General features: G+C 61.2%; 19 protein-coding genes, 2 tRNA genes and 1 rRNA gene. 5 read left to right on the forward strand and 17 right to left on the reverse strand.

The window, feature by feature from the left end; all coding sequences use genetic code 11:
* Positions 1-90 precede the first annotated feature (90 nt).
* Positions 91-1452: a 23S rRNA (uracil(1939)-C(5))-methyltransferase RlmD gene (rlmD, locus tag HII33_RS13395; RefSeq protein WP_179396314.1), complete on the reverse strand. Its 1362-nt coding sequence runs from the start codon at positions 1450-1452 to the stop codon at positions 91-93.
* Positions 1453-1527: 75 nt separating this feature from the next.
* On the reverse strand, positions 1528-1977 hold the full coding sequence (locus tag HII33_RS13400; RefSeq protein WP_179396315.1) for a DUF3284 domain-containing protein: 450 nt from the start codon (positions 1975-1977) through the stop codon (positions 1528-1530).
* Positions 1978-2158: 181 nt separating this feature from the next.
* On the opposite strand from HII33_RS13400, the gene HII33_RS13405 reads away from it, so the two are divergent.
* Both HII33_RS13405 and HII33_RS13410 read left to right on the forward strand, forming a co-directional pair.
* Positions 2159-2377, forward strand: coding sequence for a hypothetical protein (locus tag HII33_RS13405; RefSeq protein ID WP_179396316.1), 219 nt, complete (start codon positions 2159-2161; stop codon positions 2375-2377).
* A gap of 71 nt (positions 2378-2448) precedes the next feature.
* Entirely contained in the window at positions 2449-3468 is a 1020-nt protein-coding gene (locus HII33_RS13410; protein WP_179396317.1) for an aldose epimerase family protein, read from the forward strand.
* Between the two features lie 356 nt (positions 3469-3824).
* Here HII33_RS13410 and HII33_RS13415 read toward each other — a convergent pair whose 3' ends face one another.
* From HII33_RS13415 to HII33_RS13465, 11 genes are all read right to left on the reverse strand, one after another.
* The gene (locus HII33_RS13415; RefSeq protein WP_179396318.1) at positions 3825-4835 is read right to left on the reverse strand and encodes a diacylglycerol kinase; all 1011 of its coding nucleotides are present in this window, start codon (positions 4833-4835) and stop codon (positions 3825-3827) included.
* A 139-nt stretch (positions 4836-4974) separates the two neighbouring features.
* Positions 4975-6405, reverse strand: coding sequence for an Asp-tRNA(Asn)/Glu-tRNA(Gln) amidotransferase subunit GatB (gatB, locus tag HII33_RS13420; protein WP_179396319.1), 1431 nt, complete (start codon positions 6403-6405; stop codon positions 4975-4977).
* Positions 6405-7862, reverse strand: a complete 1458-nt coding sequence (gatA, locus tag HII33_RS13425) for an Asp-tRNA(Asn)/Glu-tRNA(Gln) amidotransferase subunit GatA (protein ID WP_179396320.1) — start codon at positions 7860-7862, stop codon at positions 6405-6407. Before gatA ends, gatB begins: the two co-directional genes overlap by 1 nt.
* Before the next feature lies 1 nt (position 7863).
* Entirely contained in the window at positions 7864-8160 is a 297-nt protein-coding gene (gene gatC, locus HII33_RS13430; protein WP_179396321.1) for an Asp-tRNA(Asn)/Glu-tRNA(Gln) amidotransferase subunit GatC, read from the reverse strand.
* Positions 8161-8331: 171 nt separating this feature from the next.
* Positions 8332-9483 (reverse strand): CamS family sex pheromone protein, encoded by a 1152-nt coding sequence (locus HII33_RS13435; RefSeq protein WP_179396322.1) that lies wholly within the window; start codon positions 9481-9483, stop codon positions 8332-8334.
* 15 nt (positions 9484-9498) lie between these two features.
* Positions 9499-11502: an NAD-dependent DNA ligase LigA gene (gene ligA, locus HII33_RS13440; RefSeq protein WP_179396323.1), complete on the reverse strand. Its 2004-nt coding sequence runs from the start codon at positions 11500-11502 to the stop codon at positions 9499-9501.
* 18 nt (positions 11503-11520) lie between these two features.
* Positions 11521-13761, reverse strand: coding sequence for a DNA helicase PcrA (pcrA, locus tag HII33_RS13445; RefSeq protein ID WP_179396324.1), 2241 nt, complete (start codon positions 13759-13761; stop codon positions 11521-11523).
* A 261-nt stretch (positions 13762-14022) separates the two neighbouring features.
* On the reverse strand, positions 14023-15525 hold the full coding sequence (locus tag HII33_RS13450) for a DUF438 domain-containing protein (RefSeq protein ID WP_179396325.1): 1503 nt from the start codon (positions 15523-15525) through the stop codon (positions 14023-14025).
* A complete protein-coding gene (locus HII33_RS13455) occupies positions 15518-15748 on the reverse strand; it encodes a DUF1858 domain-containing protein (protein ID WP_179396326.1) in 231 nt (76 codons plus the stop codon). The genes HII33_RS13450 and HII33_RS13455 overlap by 8 nt, the downstream gene beginning before the upstream one ends.
* A 75-nt stretch (positions 15749-15823) precedes the next feature.
* Positions 15824-17116: a 3'-5' exonuclease gene (locus tag HII33_RS13460; protein ID WP_179396327.1), complete on the reverse strand. Its 1293-nt coding sequence runs from the start codon at positions 17114-17116 to the stop codon at positions 15824-15826.
* Between the two features lie 8 nt (positions 17117-17124).
* The gene (locus tag HII33_RS13465) at positions 17125-17613 is read right to left on the reverse strand and encodes a hypothetical protein (protein WP_179396328.1); all 489 of its coding nucleotides are present in this window, start codon (positions 17611-17613) and stop codon (positions 17125-17127) included.
* 56 nt (positions 17614-17669) lie between these two features.
* Between HII33_RS13465 and HII33_RS13470 the strand changes: the two genes are divergently transcribed.
* Positions 17670-18095, forward strand: coding sequence for a hypothetical protein (locus tag HII33_RS13470; protein ID WP_246287485.1), 426 nt, complete (start codon positions 17670-17672; stop codon positions 18093-18095).
* A gap of 5 nt (positions 18096-18100) precedes the next feature.
* Positions 18101-18316 (forward strand): zinc ribbon domain-containing protein, encoded by a 216-nt coding sequence (locus HII33_RS13475; RefSeq protein ID WP_179396329.1) that lies wholly within the window; start codon positions 18101-18103, stop codon positions 18314-18316.
* A 249-nt stretch (positions 18317-18565) separates the two neighbouring features.
* Here the strand turns inward: HII33_RS13475 and HII33_RS13480 are convergent, their stop codons facing one another.
* Both HII33_RS13480 and HII33_RS13485 read right to left on the reverse strand, forming a co-directional pair.
* Positions 18566-19375, reverse strand: a complete 810-nt coding sequence (locus tag HII33_RS13480; RefSeq protein ID WP_179396330.1) for a DNA/RNA non-specific endonuclease — start codon at positions 19373-19375, stop codon at positions 18566-18568.
* 127 nt (positions 19376-19502) lie between these two features.
* Positions 19503-20144 (reverse strand): NAD(P)-dependent oxidoreductase, encoded by a 642-nt coding sequence (locus tag HII33_RS13485; RefSeq protein ID WP_179396331.1) that lies wholly within the window; start codon positions 20142-20144, stop codon positions 19503-19505.
* Positions 20145-20283: 139 nt separating this feature from the next.
* Between HII33_RS13485 and HII33_RS13490 the strand changes: the two genes are divergently transcribed.
* A tRNA-Thr gene (locus HII33_RS13490) sits at positions 20284-20356 on the forward strand.
* Between the two features lie 85 nt (positions 20357-20441).
* Here HII33_RS13490 and HII33_RS13495 read toward each other — a convergent pair.
* Positions 20442-20513, reverse strand: a tRNA-Asn gene (locus HII33_RS13495).
* A 12-nt stretch (positions 20514-20525) separates the two neighbouring features.
* Positions 20526-20616 (reverse strand): 5S ribosomal RNA (rrf, locus tag HII33_RS13500); the annotation flags it as partial.

Below are 20616 nucleotides of genomic sequence, written 5' to 3' on the forward strand. Positions count from 1 at the left end.
GCGACACCCAACAGGGGCAAGGCCCCGACCACCGTCCGGTCGAGGCCTTGCCCCTGTTTTGGTTGCCCGATGCGCCTGGCCACCGCGCGCTCACCCGAGGGTCAGTGCGGTGACACTCTCGATGCTGGTGGTCTGTGGGAACATATCGACCGGCTGCGTGGCCGTCGCGCGGTAGCCGAACGCCTGTAGCGCGGCGATATCGCGCGCCAGTGTGGCGGGGTTACAGGAGACATAGACCAGCTTCGGCGGTAGCATGACCCCGACGGCTGCGATGAACTCTGGTGCCAGTCCCTTGCGTGGCGGATCGACCATCAGGACGTCCGCGTGTAGGCCCTGATCCTTCCAGGTCTGCATCACGTCTTCAGCCCTGCCGACCAGGAACTCGGCGTTGGTCACGCCGTTCAACCGGGCGTTGGCCTTCGCATCGCGCACCGCCTCCGGCACGACCTCGACCCCATAGACCTGCTTGGCGTGCTCGGCCATCGTCAGGCTGATTGTGCCGATCCCAGAGTAGGCGTCGATCACGACCTCCCGCCCCGTCAGTCCGGCCGCGCGCACCGCCGCGGTGTACAAGACTTCGGTCTGCGTCGGATTGACTTGATAAAAACTCAGCGGACTGATGCGGAAAGTACTGCCAAGTAGCTGGTCTTCCAAGTAATCGTTCCCGTCCAGTGTGCGGGTCTTCGGCCCCAGGATCACATTAGTCGCCCGCTCGTTGAGGTTCAGCATGATGCTGGTGACCTCGGGCAGCGCCGCCTTGATCCCCGCCACGAGTTCGGCCTGATGCGGCACGACCCAAGTCCGGCTGACCAGCACGATCATCATCTGGTGCGAGTAGTACCCGCGCCGCACCATGATGTGTCGGATCACGCCGCTGTTCGTCGCCTCGTCATACGCCGGTACGTTGTACTGGCGCAGCAGGTCGCGCACGACGAGCACCGCCGCGTCGATCTTCGGGTCTTGGATGTAAAAATCGGTCAGCGGGATCAGCTCATGTGACCGGCGCTTGTAAAAACCGGTCGTCACCACCCCAGCGATGGCGCGAACTGGGATCTGGGCCTTATTGCGGTAGCCATACGGCGTGGTCATCCCCAGCGTTGGGCGGACGGGGATGGCGAGCTGGGCCTTGTGGTAGAGCATCTCGATCTGGTGTTGCTTGAACTTAAGCTGGGCAGGATACGCAAGGTGCTGTAGCGGCGCGATCCCTGTCTGTGCGTACGCCTGAGCCTTCGGCGTGACGCGGTCGGGTGACGGCGTCACCACCTGTATCAGCCGCGCGAACGCGTACTTTTTCTCGGCCTTGACGACCCGGATCACCACGGTTTCCCCGGGGAGAGCGCCTTCCACGAACAGCGGATAGTGGTCAAGTTTGGCGACGCCCATCCCTTCGTATGAAAGGTCTTCGATCGTCACGGTGAATTCCTGATTTTTTGCTACGGGTGCTTTTGCCATGCGGGCCTCCTTGGTCATGTCGCGCGATAAACTCCGCACTATTATACCAGAAACCGCGCTAGGCTTCACGGGCGGTCAGCGCTCGATCGCCGCCAGCACCACCGTCGGGCTCAGTTGCAGCTGCGGCTGGCTCGCATAACTGCGGCTGATCCGCCGTGCGACGCGTTCAAGCGCCCACCGCCGGGCCCACCGGGTCCACCAGTGCGCCGGCACCAAAGCGTCTTCGATCCATTCCGAGTAACTCAGCGCAACGTGGTGACTGTCCAGTCGGTGCAGCTGGTAGCGGATCTCCCGCTCCCCGTGCGCCGTGGTCTGCAGGTAGGTGAACGTCTCGCCGGGCACGCATGCGGTGATCGTCGTCCCGATACATTGCCCGTCCGGCAGGCGCCGGAGGTAGCTCAGGCCACAGAGTCGGTGCATCGAGAGATTTTTGCCGGTGCACGCTTGGATATCGAGCTGCACCAATTCCATGAGGCGGGCGAAGTAGTACATCTGTGGGGCATGGATCGTCATCTGGATCTGCATCAAGATCGCTCCCTTCTAGGTCGGTAATTGATTCTGTTAAGTTTATCGTACCGGGTCGCCCCAGGTAGATTCAAGCGATAGCCCTTGCCGAGTCGCCTCACTTGACCGCCGGCTGACACGCGCGTACGCTCACGACAGAAGCGCGCATCGGGCGCGCTTCACCCCAAGGAGGTGACGCATCATGCCAACTGACTTACTCGCCCCAGTCCGCCGTCACTGTTACGGCAGTCTTGTGGGCCTGAGCCTGGCCACACTGATGCTCCCGCGCATCGGCTGGTGGCTACTAGGCCCGGTCTGGATCCTGGCCGCCATTCTTGAGCTGGATGCCTTACGTCGCCGTGAGTTCGGGCACGCGCTGGGGCTGGCCGGCTTCTGGTTCCTGATCACAATGATCTTATAAGGGTTGGTCTTTGCCGGTGATTGCGGTATCCTAACGGTGATAGCGCTTCAATCAAGGAGGAGAGTCAACCCATGAACCGGATCACAGTCGACAAGTATCAGCGTCGTGCCAACCACGACTACTGCGAGATCACCCTGACCAACCGCAACGGGATGGTCGTTCGCTTACTCAACCACGGGGCCACCATCGAGCGCGTCCTGCTCCCGGATGGTCACAGCGGGCACCACGACGCGGTCATGCACCTCGCCCACCGCGAGGATTACGACCGTGAGCGCAACTTCCTCGGCGGTACCGTTGGCCGGATCATCGGCCGCATGGCGGCTGGTGAATGGACCGTCGGGACGTCCACGCAGACGTTCGACCTGAACGACGGCCCGAACCACGCCCACGGTGGCCCGGCTGGATTCGACACCCAGTGTTTCGACTTCACGCTCGCGCAGACTGACCGCGACGCCACGGTGACGATGACGCTGTTCGACCCTGCTGGCCATAATGGCTACCCCGGTAACCTGCAACTGACAGCCAGCTTCACGCTCGATGACACCGACGTCCTCACGTACCGGTTAGATGCCGTTGCCGACGCGCTGACCCCTTGCAACCCGGCCAACCATGTGTACTTCAACCTCGGTGACGGCACGATCGAAGACCACGTCTTGACCCTTGATGCCAGCCAGTATCTGCCGTTGGCGGCCGATTCGATCCCACACGATGGCGCCGCGTCGGTCCAAGGTACGGTGTTCGACCTGCGGGAGGGTCAGCGTCTGGGCGACGTTTTGGGTAGCTCTGATCCACAGATCACGAGCCAAAACGGCCTGAACCACCCCTTCTTGCTCGATGGTCACGCCGTTGCGGCGACGCTCAGCCTGCCGGGCACTGGCCGGCGCGTCACTCTGCGGACGACGGCGCCTTCGGTGGTCGTCTATACCGCCAACCACTTCGATCACACCGGCTACGCGCGCGACCTCGGCCGCTACGATGGCGTTGCTTTGGAAGCGCAGTTCCCGCCTTCCGCCGACCCATCGCTGAGCCCGATCTTGCTGATGCCAGGCGAGCACTTCAACGCCCAGACGAGCTGGCAGTTCGGCTACTGAAGCGGCCGCGCCTAAATAGGGCCCGAGGCAAGCCAACAATCGGCCAGTGGGCGGCCGACAGTTTCAGACCAGGACGCGTCAAGACGCGACAGCGGCCTACCACATCAGTATTTTGGGCCTCAAGTCAACAACGGATTTGTGACATAACCCCTGGTGGCACGACTATTCCAGAACGTTACGTGCCATAACGCAACGCCCTTTCTAACGCATGTCTGCCTGTAACTCACTGCGTTCGAACGGGCAGCGCAAGCCGTATAAGAGAGACCCCCTGCAAAACCTAAGTTCGGGTTTTGCAGGGGGTCTCTCTTATACTCTGGGCTAAAACCGCGTTATGGCACAGCCCCTTGTTGTTAGGATCAGTCGCCGATCTTGCCGTTGCCGTCTTGCTGCGAAATATTCTCGACTTCTGCCATGTACGCATCTTGCGCTTCTGTGTCTGGCCCTAGGTTCTTCTTCGGAATCTCATCCACGTTCGCGTACATCTCGATGTGCTGGCGCAGGTTGACGAAGGTCATCGGGGCACTCCCGCCGTACTCCCCGTCAAGGTTGATCTTCATCTCCTCACCATCCGTGCGCTTGGCCACAAGCTTCGCGGTCTTGGCGTAGATGATGTTCGAATCATCGACGTGCTTGCCCCCGTTGAGCACCTTGGCCATCAGGACCAAGATATCGCCGAGGTTACCGGTCTTGACCACGATCAGTGAGAACTTGCCGTCGCCCAGCGAGGCATCCGGCACGATCTGCTCGAAGCCCCCGATCGAGTTGGTCATCGCGAGCAGAAACATCGACGCGGGACCGTCATAGACGCCATCGTCGAACTCCAGGTGCAACGGGATCGGGTGGACACCGGGCAGCATCTCCGCGCCCTTGAGGACATAGGCGAAGTAGCCAAACACCGACTTGAACTCAGATGGCACGGCGTAGGTCAGCTCAGTCAGCATCCCGCCTGCCGCAATGTTCATGAAGTAGTGGTTGTTCGCCTGCCCGATGTCCATCTTGAGGGTCTGGCCCTTCAAGATGATCTTAGCGGCTGCGACCGGGTCCTCACGCGGGATGCGCAAGGCGCGCGCATAGTCGTTGGTCGTCCCAGCCGGAATGATCGCCATCTTCGGCCGCCGCTCGTGTGAGGCGATCCCGTTGACGACCTCGTTGATCGTTCCGTCACCGCCAGCGGCAACGATCAGATCGAAGCCCGCTTCGGTGGCGCGTGCCGCCTCTTTTTTGGCTGAAAAAGATTCTGGCGTGGTCTGATAGGCGCTGCTCTCGTAGCCGGCCTGCTCCATCACGTCAAGGATGTCCGCGACATAGCGCCTCATCCCTTCATTCCCGCTGGTGGGGTTGTAGATCAATCGTGCCCGTTGCACCATGTCTGGTCGCTCCTTCACTGGTCTGTGGGCCGCAACTCGGGTTGGGCGCCACCGGTGATGCCCAGCAGGCCCGCTTGCAGGCAGGCCTGTCACCACCTCACTCTACTCGTATGCGGGCCGGCTTGACAAGCCAGGTCCCTTAGCGCTTCTTCAGCTCAGTCATCAAGATTTGGTTGACGACTTTCGGGTTCGCCTTGCCGTGGGTCTGCTGCATGATCTTGCCGACCAAAAAGCCGATCGCCCGGTCCTTCCCGTTGTGGAAGTCGTCGATACTCTGCTGGTTATCATCCAAGATCGCATCAATGATCGGCGTCAGCTGCGCCGGATCCGACAGTTGGACCAGCCCCTTGGCCTCTACCCAGGCCTTCGGGTCCGTGTCGGCCGTGATGATCTCCTGGAAGACCTTCTTGGCGATCTTGCTGGAGATGGTTCCGTCTTCGATCAGCCGGATCATCGCCGCCAAGTGTGCCGGCGTCAGGGCAACGTCCTTCAGCTCCGCGTGTTGTGCGTTCAGATACCCGGAGACCTCGCCCATCAGCCAGTTAGACGCAAGCTTGGCGTCGGCCCCGGCTGCGACAGTGGCTTCGAAGAAGTCGGACATCTCAAGCGTGTTGGTCAACACGCCGGCATCGTAAGCCGGAATGCCCCAGTCATCGACGTAGCGCGCGCGGCGCCGTGCCGGCGCCTCTGGCAGACGTGCGGCGACCTCATCGATCCAGGCCTGTGAGACATGGACCGGTGGCAGATCGGGTTCTGGGAAGTAGCGATAATCATCCGCCCCTTCCTTGACCCGCATCAGGATCGTTTCCTTCTTATCGACGTCCCAGCGCCGCGTCTCTTGACGCACTTCGCCGCCCGCCATCAGTAGCTGGATCTGGCGCTTCTGCTCGTAAGCTAGGCCGTCGCGGACATGGACGAAGGAGTTCAGGTTCTTGATCTCAGTCTTCGTGCCCCACTTGTCGCTACCGATCGGCGCCACCGACAAGTTGGTGTCGACGCGCATGGAGCCTTCTTCCATCTTGACGTCACTCGCGCCGGTGAACTGAACGATCTGGCGCAGCTGTTCGAGGTACTGATACGCCTCTTCGGGGCTGGCGATGTCCGCCTCCGAGACGATCTCGATCAAAGGCGTGCCCTGCCGGTTCAGGTCGACGTAGGAATACCCGTCATCTTCATGCTGGTTTTTGCCGGCGTCTTCTTCGACGTGCAGCTCGTGGATGCCGATGCGCTTCTTCTTGCCGTCAACGTCGATCTCAATGTACCCGTTGGTCGCCAGTGGCGTCTCGCTCTGGGTGATCTGATAAGCCTTCGGGTTGTCTGGGTAGAAGTAATTCTTCCGGTCAAAATGTGTCTCGCGCGTGATGTCGGCGTGCAGCGCCATGGCGACCATCATCCCGAAACTGTACGCCCCCTTGTTGATGCTCGGCAGGACGCCGGGAAACCCCCAGTCGATCACGTTTGTCTGTGTGTTCGGCGCCGCCCCGTAGGAGACCGGCGTCGGCGAGTACATCTTGGATTTGGTCTTTAGCTCGACGTGGACTTCAAGCCCAATGGTGGTTTCAAAATTCATCAGTGCGCACCTCCTGGGATCTGGTCGAGATAGTCATTGGCCCCTTCAAAGGCGTCCGCGACTTGCAACAACGTTGCCTCATCGAAGTGCTTCCCGATCAGCTGTAGCCCAACCGGCAACCCGTCGACGAATCCGGCCGGGATCGATGCAGCCGGCAACCCGGCCAAGTTGACCGGGATGGTCAGGATGTCGTTCATATACATGGTCAGCGGGTCGGTCACCTTGTCACCGATCTTGAAGGCGGTTGTCGGGGTCGTCGGCCCCATCACTAGGTCGTAGTCCGCGAAGACCTGCTCGAAATCGCGGGTGATCAGCGTGCGGACCTGTGCCGCTTTCTTGAAGTAGGCGTCATAAAAGCCGGCCGACAGCGAGAATGTGCCCAGCATGATGCGGCGCTTGACCTCTGGCCCGAAGCCTTCGGAACGCGATTTCACATAGACATCGGTCAGGTTGCGGACGTCCTTGGCCCGGAAGCCGTAGCGGATCCCGTCGAAGCGCTGCAAGTTGGAGCTGGCCTCGGAGCTGGCGATGATGTAATACGCAGGGACCGCGTACTTGGTGTGCGGCAGGCTGACGGTCTCGACCGTCGCGCCTAGGTCGCGCAACTGGTCAGCCGCCTGCTGGATCTTCGCGACGATCGCCGGATCGACCCCTTCACCGAGGTACTCGGCGGGAAGCGCGACCTTCAGCCCGGCGATGGACTGGCCGAGCTTGGCCGTGTAATCCGGCACCGGCACGTCCGCGGACGTCGCGTCCTGATCATCGTGTCCGGCGATCACGTTCAGCGACAATGCCGCATCGCGCACCGAGCGCGTCAGGGTGCCGACCTGGTCGAGGCTGGAGGCAAAGGCGATCACGCCCCAGCGTGACACGCGGCCGTACGTCGGCTTGAGGCCGACGATCCCGTTGAACGCAGCGGGCTGGCGGATCGAGCCGCCAGTGTCCGTGCCCAGTGCCATCAGGACCTGACCCGAGGCGACCGCCGCCGCGGACCCACCGGACGAGCCACCCGGCACCCGACTGTGGTCCCAGGCGTTCTTCGTCACCTTGAACGCTGAGTTTTCGGTCGAGGAACCCATGGCGAACTCATCCAAGTTGACCTTGCCGACGTTGATCGCACCGGCCTGCTTGAGCTTCGTCACTACGGTCGCATCATAGATCGGCTCGAAGTTCGCCAGGATCTTAGACGCAGCGGTCGTGGTCAGCCCGTCGGTCACAATGTTGTCCTTCACCGCGACCGGGATCCCGGCCAGCGGCTGGTCAACTGCGATCCCGGCGTCATCGAGCGCCTGCGCCTGCGCCGTTGCGGCAGGCTGGTTCAGCGTCAAGAAGGCGTCGACGGCTGGGTCGGTCGCCGCGATCCCGGCGTAGGTCTGCTCGAGCAGCTCGGTCGCCGTCAGTTGGCCGCTAGTCAGCTGCTCGTGCAGCGTCTGAATGTCTGTGTTGAAATAATCCACGCTAGTCCTCCTCCTTGTCGATGATGGCCGGCACTTGGATCAGTGTGCCCTTGCGTGTCGGCACGTTCTTGAACAAGGCTTCAGTATCGGTGTCGTTATGGGCGATGTCTTCGCGCATCACGTTTTGTAAGTGGATACTCTGCGTCGTGACTGGGACGCCGGTCGTCTCGACGGTCTCCAGCTGATCGACCATGGTCAGGATCTCGTCGAGCTGTGCGGTGTACTGCTGTAGCTCTTCCTCTGAGAATTCGAGGCGCGCCAGCTCCGCGACATGGGCAACACTGTCTTTCGAAATCATCTAATCCCTACTTTCTTCGTGGCCGCCAACAAGCAAGACGGCCAGTCATCCGTGAATGACTGGCCGTGCATGCGTGACTGATCAGGCCCGTATTCCTGAATAGTTTACCATAAAACCCGCGCCGGTTCGCACCGGTGGTGACAAAAGCTGTCACGGTCTGCGCGTCCGGGGTCAATAACTCCCAAAAACATGCGTCGTGAAGCTCTTCTCGCCGCTAGCCCGGGCGAGGAAGGCCTGCATCCCTTGGCTGGCCTGGATCGTGATCTCGATCGCCGCACCGCTCGGCAGGTACTTGCTCGCAGAGGTGCCGACGTACTGCGTGAAGCTCTCGATCTCTGTTTCACCGTAAAACTGCGTGTTGATCGTGATGTTCAAGCCCTTCAGCGCCCCGCTCTCGTAGTGCGCCTGGGCGGTGACGCCGGCCAGGGTCGGGAAGAAGTTCTCGATCTGACTCGAGAAGTTCGAAAAATCCTGGGCGACCGTCGCATTGATCGGCTTTTGGTTGTCCACGGTCGGCAGGACCTCGTTTTGTTGGTCAACCGTGACCCAATCGCCAAGCGTGGTCCCCGACTTGGCGGTCACCTGATCGAAGAAGACGCCGCCGACCAGCGAGTCTCGTGCGGCGTTCCTGTACAGGCCGACGATGATCGGCGTGTCTGTCGACAGGCCCTTGAGCTTGCGCAGCCGGGCGACCACCTCGGCGGCGATCCGGCGACCTTCAGACTTCAGCTTCGCGTCGTCGATGTGCGTCGTGTAGGTCGCGCCGTACTTGACCTTCTGGTAGTAGTCGTATTCGTTGAGCGCGAGTGCGATGGCGACCCCACCATACTTGAGCGTACTGCCGTCTTCCAGCATGTAATCCTGCTCGAGGATACTCTGTAGGTACATCGGATTGCGGGTGTCCGGATCAGACTTCTTGTTGTCGACCGGGTTCAGTCCATCGGCGTTCTTGTCGCTCTTGCGCGCCAGCCAGCTCCTGACCGTCGCCGTCGACAGGAGCTGACCTTCTTGGAAGACGTACTTGCTGGTCGAGAATTGCTGCTTCGCCAGCGCCGTCAACCCGCTCTCCATGCTCTTGACGTTGAAGTTGTTGCCGCCTTGCGTATTCTGCATGATCGTCAAGCCGCGCGCGCTGGAGATCTGATAACGCCCGTCCTTGATGACGCCTTGGTATAAGCCGTCATCCACGGCACCGGTCGTCTGGTAGCTCGAGGTCTTCGTCCCGCTGCTGGTCGTCTGGGTGCCATCGAAGCTCAGCTTGCCGCACCCGGCCAGGCCAAGCAACGCCATCAGGATCAGACTCGTGGGCCATAATTTCTTCATGTTGGACTCCTTTGATTACAACTTGTCGCGCAACTCGGCCTCGCCGATCACCGGCACGCCGAGGCTTTCGGCCTTGGCCAGCTTCGAGCCAGCCGCTTCGCCGGCCACCAGCAGATCAGTCTTCTTGGAGACCGAGCCGGTGACTTTCGCGCCTAGGGCGGTCAGTTGCGCCGTCAATTCTGGCCGTGAGAAGCTGGTGAACTTCCCCGTGATCACGACCGTCTGCCCGACCCAATCGCTATCTGCCGGGGCAGGGGCCGCCCCCTTGAAGGTCAGGTTGACACCGGCCGCGTCCAGCGCAGCGATCAGCGTATGCACTGCCGGCGTGCGCAGGTACGTCGTCGCTGCGTCGGCAATGATCGGCCCGATCCCATCGATCGCACTGATGTCCTCGACAGACGCGGTCATCAAGTGCGCGAGATCGCCGAAGTGCGCCGCCAAGATCCAGGCGGCTTTACGCCCGACATGGCGGATGCCTAACCCAAATAGTAGGCGTTCCACCGAGTTTTGCCGACTGTTGTCGATGGCCTTTAACAAATTATTAACGGACTTCTCTTTGAACTTGTCCAGGCCGTTCAGGTCGTCAGCCGTCAGCGTGTAAAGGTCGGCGACGTCAGCGACGAGCTGCTTATCCAGCAACTGCGCGATGATTTTGGGGCCTAACCCATCGATATTCATGGCGTTGCGGGAGGCAAAATGGGTCAGCTGCTCCTGCACCTGTGCTGGGCACATCGGGTTGATGCAACGCAACGCGACCTCCTCATCGAGGTGGACCAACGCTTCGCCGCATGATGGGCACGTCGTCGGGATCACAGCAGGCACACTGTCCGCGGGGCGCTTATCACGGACCACCACCGAGACCTCGGGGATAATGTCCCCCGCCTTATGCAGCATCACCGTGTCGCCGATCCGAATATCCTTGCTCTGGATGTAATCGACATTGTGCAAGCTCGCGCGGGCCACCGTCGTGCCGGCGAGCGGCACGGGGTCCATCACCGCAGTCGGGGTGACCACACCAGTTCGCCCGATCGTCCATTCGATGTCGCGGACCACCGTCGCGGCTTCTTCCGGCGGGAACTTGTACGCGATCTCCCAGCGCGGGACCTTGACGGTGTTGCCCAGTGCGGCCTGCAATGGGAGCTGGTCGACTTTGACCACGATCCCGTCGATCCCATACGCCAGCGCATCGCGGTCCGCAGTCTGCGCCGCGATGTACTGGTCGATCAAGTCGAGGTCATGCGCGACAATCGAACTCGGGTTGGTCGCAAACCCGAGCCGCGCCATGAATGCCAGGGCCTCGCGCTGCGTCGTCACCCCGTAGTTAGCCGGATCGACCAGCGTGTACATGAACGTGGCGAGACTGCGCTTGGCGGTCACAGTCGGATCCAGCTGGCGCAACGAACCCGCCGCTGCGTTGCGCGGATTGGCGAACGGCGCTGCCCCTTCCGCCTCGCGCGCAGCGTTGAGCGTCGCAAAGGCGGCCTTGGGCATGTAACACTCGCCGCGCACTTCTAGGCTCAACGGCTCACTCAGCGTCTGCGGGATGTCGGGGATCGTGCGGACGTTCTTGGTCACATCCTCGCCGACGTTCCCGTCGCCACGTGTCGACCCCTGCACCAGCACACCTTTGTCATAGACCAGCGACAGCGATAACCCGTCGATCTTCAGCTCCACGTGGTAGTCGACTGGCTCACCGACACCGGCTTCGAGCCGGTGCGCCCAGTCCTGCAACTCTTCAAGGGAGAACACATCCCCCATCGACAGCATCGGGACCGGGTGTGGTACCTTCGTGAACTCCGGTGCGACCACGTCTCCGACGCCTTGGGTCGGCGAGTCAGCACGCACCAGCGCCGGCCATGCGGTCTCCAGGTCCTGCAATTGACGGTACGTGACGTCGTAGACATGGTCTTCAACGCTCGGCGCGTCCTGGGTGTAATACTCACGGCGCCACTGGTTCAGCTGCGTCACCAGGGCGTCGATCTGTGCCTTAGCGGTGTCTTGAGTCTGACGATCTGCCATCTGCTCGCTCCTCCTTGATCACGGTTTGACGATCGGGGCAAAGGCCGTCAGCAAGCGCTTGACGCCCTGCGCCGGAAAGGCGATGTCCAACTCCTGGTCATCACCGGTCCCGCTGACCTTGACGACCGTCCCGACGCCCCACTTGCGGTGTTCGGCTTTGTCGCCCACCGCCCAGTGCGTGCCACTACCCGCGCTGGGGGTCGTGCTGATCACCTTAGCCCGCGTGCCCGTCGGGTTAGCCGCCGGGCGGCCGTATGTCGGCGTCACCGCGCGCTGGGTCCGGTTGATGAACGGGATATCGGACTTCGGTTGCGCATCGCCGGCGCGTTCCAGCAGGCCGTCATCGATCTCGGCGATGAAGCGGCTTTCTGGATTGTTCTGCCGCTGACCGTACAGCATCCGTGCGTACGCATTACTTAAGTAGAGCTTGCGCTTGGCCCGGGTGATCCCGACATACGCCAATCGCCGTTCTTCTTCCAGCTGCGCCTCATCCATCGCGGCGCGTGACAGTGGAAACAGCCCCTCTTCCATGCCGACCAGGAACACGACTGGGAACTCCAGCCCCTTGGCCGCATGGAGCGTCATCATCGTGACCTCTTGCGCGTCTTCTTCCACGTCGTCTTGGTCGGATAACAGGGACAGCTCCGCCAAGAAATCAACGAAGATGTCGGCCTCTTCGTCCTCCGGCTCGTAGCGTGCGTCGAACTGTTGCGTCACGGACAGCAGCTCCTGCAGGTTCTCGATCCGCGTGTCCGCCTCGACGCTGCCTTGCGCCTTCAGCGTCGGCAGGTAATCGGTATCCTCTAAGATCGCCTCCATCAGCGCCGTGACCGACCCCTCTGCGCGCTTAGCCGCGATCTTGGCGATCGTGGCCCCGAAGGCGGCGAGGTTCTTACGCGCCTTGCCGCCGACCGGGGATAGCTCCGCGTTGGTCGCGGACTCCAGCAAGCTCCAGCCGTTTTGCGTCGCGAAGGCCTCGAGCTTCTCGATCGAGGTCGCACCGATCCCGCGCTTGGGTTCGTTAACGATGCGGTTGAAGGACATGTCATCGTCTGGGTTGACCACCAGGCGGAAGTACGCCAGCGCGTCGCGGATCTCCTTGCGGTCGTAGAAGCGGTGACCGCCGACCATCTTGTACGGGATACTGGACTTGACGAACGCCTCTTCGATCGACCGCGACTGGGCGTTAGTCCGGTACAGGATCGCAAAATCGCCGTACTGCCGGTGGTGCTCACGCATCTGCGCTTCGATGCTGCGGATCACAAAGTACGCCTCATCCAGCTCGCTTTGGGCCCGGTAGTAGGTGATCTGGTCACCCGTCTGGTTCTCGGTCCACAAGGTCTTGACCTGGCGCGTCTTGTTGTTCTTGATCACGGCGTTAGCCGCATCCAAGATGGTCTTCGTCGAGCGGTAATTCTGCTCGAGCATCACGACTTGCGCGTCTGGGTAGTCCTGCTTGAAGTCCAGGATATTCTGCATGTTCGCCCCACGCCACCCGTAGATGCTCTGATCCGCATCCCCGACGACACAGACATTGCGGTAGCCTTCTCCCAGCATGTGGACCAGCTGGTACTGAGCCTCGTTCGTGTCCTGGTACTCATCCACGTGAATGTATTGGAACTTGTTCTGGTAAAACTTGAGCGTCTCTGGGTTCTGCTGGAACAGCACGATCGTCTGCATGATCAGGTCATCGAAGTCCATCGCCTGATCGGCGCGCAACCGGCGCTGGTATTCCTTGTAGACGCTCGCGACGGTCTGCTCGTATGGCGTGGCCGCGACCGCAGCGTAGTCTTCTGGGCTCTTCAAGTCGTTCTTGGCATTACTGATGGTGCCCAGGAGCGCCTTGGGGTCGTAGCGCTTCGGGTCGAGGTTCAGATCGGCCAAAATATGCTTCACCAGCGTTTTTTGCTCCCCCGGGTCGGCGATCGTGAAGGCGCGGTTCATCCCCAGCTTCTCGATATCACGACGTAAGATGCGCACACACAGCGCATGGAAGGTCGAGACCCAGACGTCGCGTGCAAGCTCCGGGTCCAGCAGTGCGCCAACACGCTCCTTCATCTCGCGCGCCGCTTTGTTGGTGAACGTGATCGCCAGGATCCGCCACGGGTTGATATTCTTCTCCTCGATCAAGTAGGCGATACGGTGCGTCAGCACGCGCGTCTTGCCCGAGCCGGCACCGGCCATGATCAAGACCGGTCCTTCGGTGGCGAGAACCGCCTCTTTTTGCTTATCGTTCATCCCTGTGAGTGCTGAATCCATGATCTCGTCCTTTCTCTCGGCCGAAGCCGCATGCCTGCTGCGCGCGCGAACGTGGCGCAGTCCCTGTCTATTGTACCAGATATTCGCCGACTGCCCAACGGTCGAGCTGAGACGACAAAGCCTGCCGCGATGCGGTTTGACCGCCAAAAGCGCGCCCAACCGTGCAAAAAAAACGCCTTAAGCGCGCCGAGCATCAGCCCTACCGCCGGACGCAAAAACGCCCGGTCGGCGATCAGGCCGACCGGGCGTTGCGTCCTGCATTCAGAGCCGTTGCTCCCCTTCCAGGTGCTGGATCGCGGTGATGTCTTGCGTCACCTCTAGGCAGCCCAAGTACTGGCCCGCCGGGTCAGTGATCGCAAAATACCGAATGTAGACCATCCGCTCCCCGTGCAGGTTGATCCAAAAATCGGCGTGTTCGGCCCGCCCGTGGTGAAAATCGTCGAGGATCTTCTCGACCTTATCCACCGAACGTGGCGGGTGACAGTTTTGCACCTTGCGCCCGATCACCGCAGCCGTCCGCGGAAAGACGCGCTCGCCGGAATCAGAGAACCAGCGCACCGTGTCGGTCGCGTCCACGAAGGTCAGATCCAGCGGCAGCAAGCGCAACATGTTCGTCAACTGCGCGAGATCAAAACTCCCAGTCGGCAGTAGCACCCGTGCAGGGTGGACGCCATCGATCTCAATGCGCCCCGCGTCGGAGCCAGAAGTCGCCGCCCCGACCAGCGGCGCCCCAAGGTGCTGAGGCTTGGCGATCGAGATCATCGGGCCGGCCGGTTCATCGCCCTCGGCAGTGTCCGCCGCTTGCAACTTGGCCATCACCTCAGGCGGGGCGACCGGCATCGGGGTGTCTTGGTGGATCTGCGCCAGCACGGCCTGATCCGTCGCCACCGGCGGACGCGCCGACGCAAGCGTTTGACTCTCCGCCAACGCCTTCGCCATCTCGTTAAGCTCCTGGGCGAGCGTCGACGGCTTCGGCTGCTGCGCCAGCTCCGCTTCGGTCGGCTGCCACGGCAGCGGGGTGGGGATCAGCGTGTAGCCGATCGCATCAGACTCGCGCTGGATCATCGCCCAATCCGCCGGTGTGAAGACCTCTAGCACCATCGGTAGCATGATCTCCTCTTCTTTGAAGATCATCTCGTCGACTTCCTTAGCGGCTTTTTCCACCGCCGCTTCAATTGCATACTTGTCAGGTAACGGCGTCGCATTGAGCAGATGATCGGCCGCCTTGATCCAGCCGCGGATCTCATCATCGACGCCCCACATCACCTTGGGCGGGGCCGTGATCCCGTACTGATCCATCAGTGGGAAGATCAGATTCTCCTTGCGCAGGTAGTGCTTGTCGATCTTGCGCAGGTCAGCCAGGGCGTTGCGCATCCGCCGAAGCAAGACCGCATCTGACCCAGCTTGCTGCCACTTCTTCAACGTCGGCAGCAGCTCGTCGTTCAGAAGCGACAGCAAGACCACGTTCTCCAGCTTCATCACTTGGACCGGGTGCCCAGGAACCTCCGCCATCGGGGTCTTACCCTCGTGGTTGATCTTGCCGCGAAACACTGCCGCGTGTACATTACACAGTGTCTGGATCTCCATCGGATTCAACCCGCTTGCGATCAACTCCCGCTCAGCACTGGTGATCTCGGACACATCGACCCCGTCGAATGTCGCATCGAAGATCTGCTTGGCCTCCTCGAAACTACCGCCGGCATGAAGCATCGACAGGATCTCAACGATCCGCTTCTGACGGTCGACCGCGTGAGTCTCACTCATCTGTCGCCACCTCGAATCCGTGTGCCGCAAGTGTTGCCACCAGCGTGTCCAAGTCAAGGTGCTTCATGCGCGCCCCTTTGGCCAGTGTCATGAACCGGCCGACCGTGTTGAGCAAGCTCGGATCCGTCACCCCGTCTAGCCCCATGTCGACCATTACCGGGACGATCGTCGGGTGAGCGGCCACTAGCTCGCGCACCGGCGTCGTCAAACTGATCTGCGTCATCGCGATCCCTCCATTCCTAGTCAGTATATCAGTCGGACCACGCGATTGAAACGCGTCTGCGCACCGGCCACCGGCTCAGCGCAGGGTCCGCTGAAGCTGCTTGGCCAGCACGGTCGGCGCCACCGGATGCGCGCGCAGGTAGGCGTACAGCGCGTGGGTGGTCACCGCGTCGTAGATCGCCCCGTGCGCCAGCAGCGTACCCAACCCGAGGTAGTCACGGTACTTGCTCAGACTGACTTCCGGCAGGCCAGGCATCGGGCCACCAGCCTCAGCCAGCAAGGCAACATCGAGCAGCCGACCGGGCGCCGGGGTCAGGTCGAACTGCCGCGCCAACACGGCGAGGTCGCCACCCTTCACGGAGAACCCGAGCAGCGGGTCCTCCCCGATGAAGCCGAGGAAATCTGCCAGCGCTTCTTGCGGGGGCTGCCCGTAGCGCGTCAGCAGTGCCGCGTCGATCCCGGTCAGCTGCTGCGATTGGCTGTTCAGTTGCAGGTGCGGGGGGATCTTCAAGAACCGGTCGAACGCATCGACGATCTGGCCGCCGCGCACTCGCAACGCCCCGATCTCGGTGATGAACCATCCCTGTCGTGCACTACCACTCGAGAACTCTAAGTCGAACACCGTGTAGTCATCCGGTTGCGTCTGAGCGTAGTGCAAAGGCTGCGCCTGCCGGTCAAATGCGGGGTGCGCGGGGCGCGCAAAGGACTGCCGTTCGCGCAGACGCGCCCGGCGATAGGCGTCAGCTTTTTGACCGGCGTCTGCCCGACCTCGTGGCGCGCGCGTCCCGTCGATCACGATCGCCGGTAGCACAGGGGCCGGGCTGAACGCCTGACGCCACGGCGTCATCATCGGGTGCCGCGCCAGCTGCACCCCACCGCGCTGCAACAACGCGGCGGTCTCGGCCGCTAAGGGCCCAAACGCCGTGAAGGTCAGCGGCTGATCGACGACCCGCAGCTGGTGGCAGACCGCCTGCAGCGCCAGCAGGTGGTTGAAGACGGCCCGCACCCGCGGCCAGTCGGGGTAACAGCTCACTGGCAGCTGCATCGGCTCACGCAAGACCTTCGTGTACGCCGAGATCAAGCGCCGGATTGTTTTATCTGCCGGAGAATCCGTTCGCGGCGCCACTTCCAGTTCGATTGGCGCCGAGAGCTGTGGGGCCGCGACGCGTTGCCCCTCGAGTGTCAGCCACGCCGGCCACAGCCCGTGCATGCTGACGACTGCGACCGCGGCCACTGGCGTCACCAGCGTCTGAGTCGGCCGGCCGCCGCCAAACTGCGCCAGCGCCTGGAGCGCCTGCTGCAGCTCGACCGGCCAAGCCGTCGCGGTCAGTGGGCGTTGCACCGCGGGCTGAAGGGTCGCTAGCGTCATGCGGGCCGTCACTTGCTCACCCGCTGGCTGTAATTGACAATGCTCTCCGGCAACTGTCCTTTGAAGTACTGACGGCCAATGCGACTGCACTGGGTCGAAAACGCCTTGGCTTGCGTGTTGAACGTCGCTTGTTCGCCCGCGGCCAGCGCCTGGAGCATCTTGGTCGCAGTCTCGAGGTAGGCGATGAGCGCCTTGGTCAGGGCCGGTTCCGTCTGGTTGCTGACCAGCTGCAAGCGAACCGCCGTCAGCGTCGCCGTCCCGGCCTTGATCGCCGCTTTGATCTTCGTGTCGGCCTGCTGATAGGAAGCGAGATCGAGCGGCTTGACCGCCGCATCCGTCACCTTCGTGAAGCGTGCCTGCAACTCGGTTGTGGTATACTGCTTACTAGAGATCACCGTCCGGGTGCGATGGCTGGGAGTCGCCGGTGCGGCCTGGTGGCACCCCAGCATCAGTCCAGTCGTCAGCCCGATCAAGGCAATGGTCATGATTTTTTTCATACTTGCGCCTCCAATTTCACATTATCATAGCACAAAAGCGCTGGGAGGTAATTCAGATGGCCTTGTGGCACCTCATGTTCGCTCGCCCTGCCTTCACCAAGGGGCAGGCCAAACACCTTGTCTACACCTTGCAAGACGCCGGTAACTTCGGTGGGTTCCCGCTCAATTCCGTCGGGATCGTGCGCGACACCGCCGACCTGCTGTACGTCGACTTGGACTTCAAACAGACGATCGGTCTCACTCAGTCGCTGTTCGAGGAGATGGCCAAGTACCTGCTGATCCTCTCCGCACGTCTGGAGACCGCCCCTGAGCCGGTGTACTTTGCGATCATTCAGCGCCCGCTGGAAGACCTCAAGATCACCTACCACCAGTACCCCGACCACAGCCTCGACATCATCTACTGGCAAGGCTCCCCTATCGTCGCCCCCGCCGAAGACAAGCAGTTGTTGCGCTTCAGCGACCGCCCCACTGAGAAAGGATGACCCGCATGGAACCCGTTCAATACGTCTGCACCAAATGTGGCAATCACAGTTACGAATCTGACCAATTCCAAGCCACCGGCGGCAACTTCGCCAAACTGTTCGACGTCCAAAACAAGAAGTTTATCACCATCTCTTGCACCCGCTGCGGCTTCACCGAGCTTTACCGCCAGACGAACAGTGCCGGTATGGACATCCTGGACTTCTTGATCAGCAATAACTAAGCGGGGTTGTGCCATGACACGGTTTTAGCCCAGCGTATAGAAGCGGTTCCCTGTAACCCCCGGACTTTGGGCTTATAGGGAACCGCTTTTATCCGGCGTGCTTGACCCGTTCGAACGCAGTACGCGTCAGGCCGACAAGCGTTAGAGTCCCGCGCTGCGGAGTTCGGCATTGCCGGACGGAAGCAAAGGCACTGCGTGATGGCACGTCACGGTCTGGCCTCGTCGGGCCACAAGGGGGCACCCCTTTTTTTAATTCAGGTCAGTCTTGACCTGAACAGTGCGATCCACCCGACTACGCCCCGTCGTATAATCATAACGGATCCCGTCTTGCACGTTGTAGATGTAGACGTTGAAGTCAACTGCCCCGTTGCTGGACTTGGCCCGCAGCCAGTAGCCGCGCGGCATCAACTCGTCACCGCGAAACACGGTGGTGACCTTGTAGATCACCTCAGCCTTAGCGGCGAGCGCATCACGCACCGCTTCCTCGTAGCTTTGCATCAGGACCTGATTCGCGTACTCCGTTTGCGCCGCCAAGTTCTTCGGATTATCGCTCGACCCCAATTCGCCGGGTTTGTACCGCCCGTCCTGGTCGAGATTGCCCGAGACTGTGTAGGCGATCAGATGGCCACGGTTCTGCCGGTTGACCCGCCGCCCGTTGACCCAACTGTACTGATTGTGCCACCCAGTCGGCGTCCAGCTCTGACTCGGCCGCCCCTCCGAGCGGATCAGTGTCCGTTGATCCAGATCTCCCGTGACCGTCGTCGTCCGGTTCAGCCGGTCCAGGTCCCCGTAGCTGATCTTCGGTCCGGCCCAGTCCTTCATCGCCAGCCCGGAACGGTTGTGGTCGACTGTCAGGATCGGCGCGCTATCGTTCACATAATCGAGTCCAGCCAATTTCTCGTATGTCGCCTGATCGCTCGTTGCGACGATCGTCTGACCCGCAGAATCCCCCGCCGCCTCTTGGTCCTGCCAAGCGTGATACCCCCACGCGACCACCGCGACTAGAAGCGTTGTCGCCAGGCTGAACAGACTGACGGTCTGCTTACGTCGTCTTGCCATTGTTATTCCCCCCACCAAGTCAATGCCGTGATTATAGCACGAACGGTTGTTTGGCGCAAAAAGCCGTCCGGTTCACCCCCCACCCGTGGTCCGACCATACAAAAAGCCCGCATACCGCGGGCTGGGGTCAGCGGTTGCGGGCGGTCAGGCGCCCATGCTGGGTCGTCGGTACCTCCAGTTCATCCAGGATCGCCAATGCGAGGTTCCCACTGGACAGAACCGACTCGTGCTGGGCATCCTGTAGTAGCGTGTCAGATCCGCCCACGTACCCCGTGGCCGGCCCTGCCTCGAACGTCGCGCTAGGTGAAAACGCCAGCCAGTTCACATCGGTGACTTGTCGCAAGTATTCGAGTTCGATTGCCTGACTCTGCGGGGTCGCGATCCACGCCTCATGTCCCGGCAGCTGGATCAGTCGGTCATAGAGCAAGCCGCCTTGCGGGTGCTTCAGGCTCGCCGCACCGGTAATGAAGACCAGGCGTGGCGTGGTCGTGCCTCGAAGCAGATGGATCAGGTGCGCGGCTAGATCGATGTGCAGCGAGGCAGCCTCGTTCTCCGGGCGAAACGCGTCGATGACGACATCGAACGGCGTCAGATCCGCCTTGGTCAGTGTGAAGGCGTCTTGCGCTCGCATTTCGACTGGCGCCGTGAATAGGCCAGCGGCCGCCTCGGGATGGCGCACGAACCCGGTGACCTGATGGCCACGGTTCAGGGCCTCTTGGGTGAGCGCACGACCGGCAGTGCCAGTCGCGCCGATAATCGCGATTTTCATAGGTAGGACCTCCCTTTCCTAGTCGATCATACCCTAATTAATAGTAAGCATGCAAGTCCAGAAATTGCACAAAAAGGGGTTTACACCGGCGTTTGTGTCCTGTATAATCATTCTTGTTGTTGCGATAGCGACACACGATGCCGTCTTAGCTCAGTTGGCAGAGCACTTCACTCGTAATGAAGGGGTCGCTGGTTCGAATCCAGTAGACGGCAGCATCGAGGCCAGTGATGGCCTCTTTTTTTGTGTTCAGGGGCGATCGCCAAACAAAAAGACCTTGCACGCGGCAAGGTCTAGAAGCTCCGGATGTCAGGCTCGAACTGACGACACCCTGATTAACAGTCAGGTGCTCTACCACTGAGCTAATCCGGAATAAATAAAAAAGCGCGGCAGCTTCCTACCCTCGCAGGCAGTCACCCACCAACTACTCTCGGCGTAGAGAAGCTTAACTTCTGTGTTCGGCATGGGAACAGGT

It is taken from the genome of Lacticaseibacillus absianus, from assembly GCF_013407595.1.
GTDB lineage: Bacteria > Bacillota > Bacilli > Lactobacillales > Lactobacillaceae > Lacticaseibacillus > Lacticaseibacillus absianus.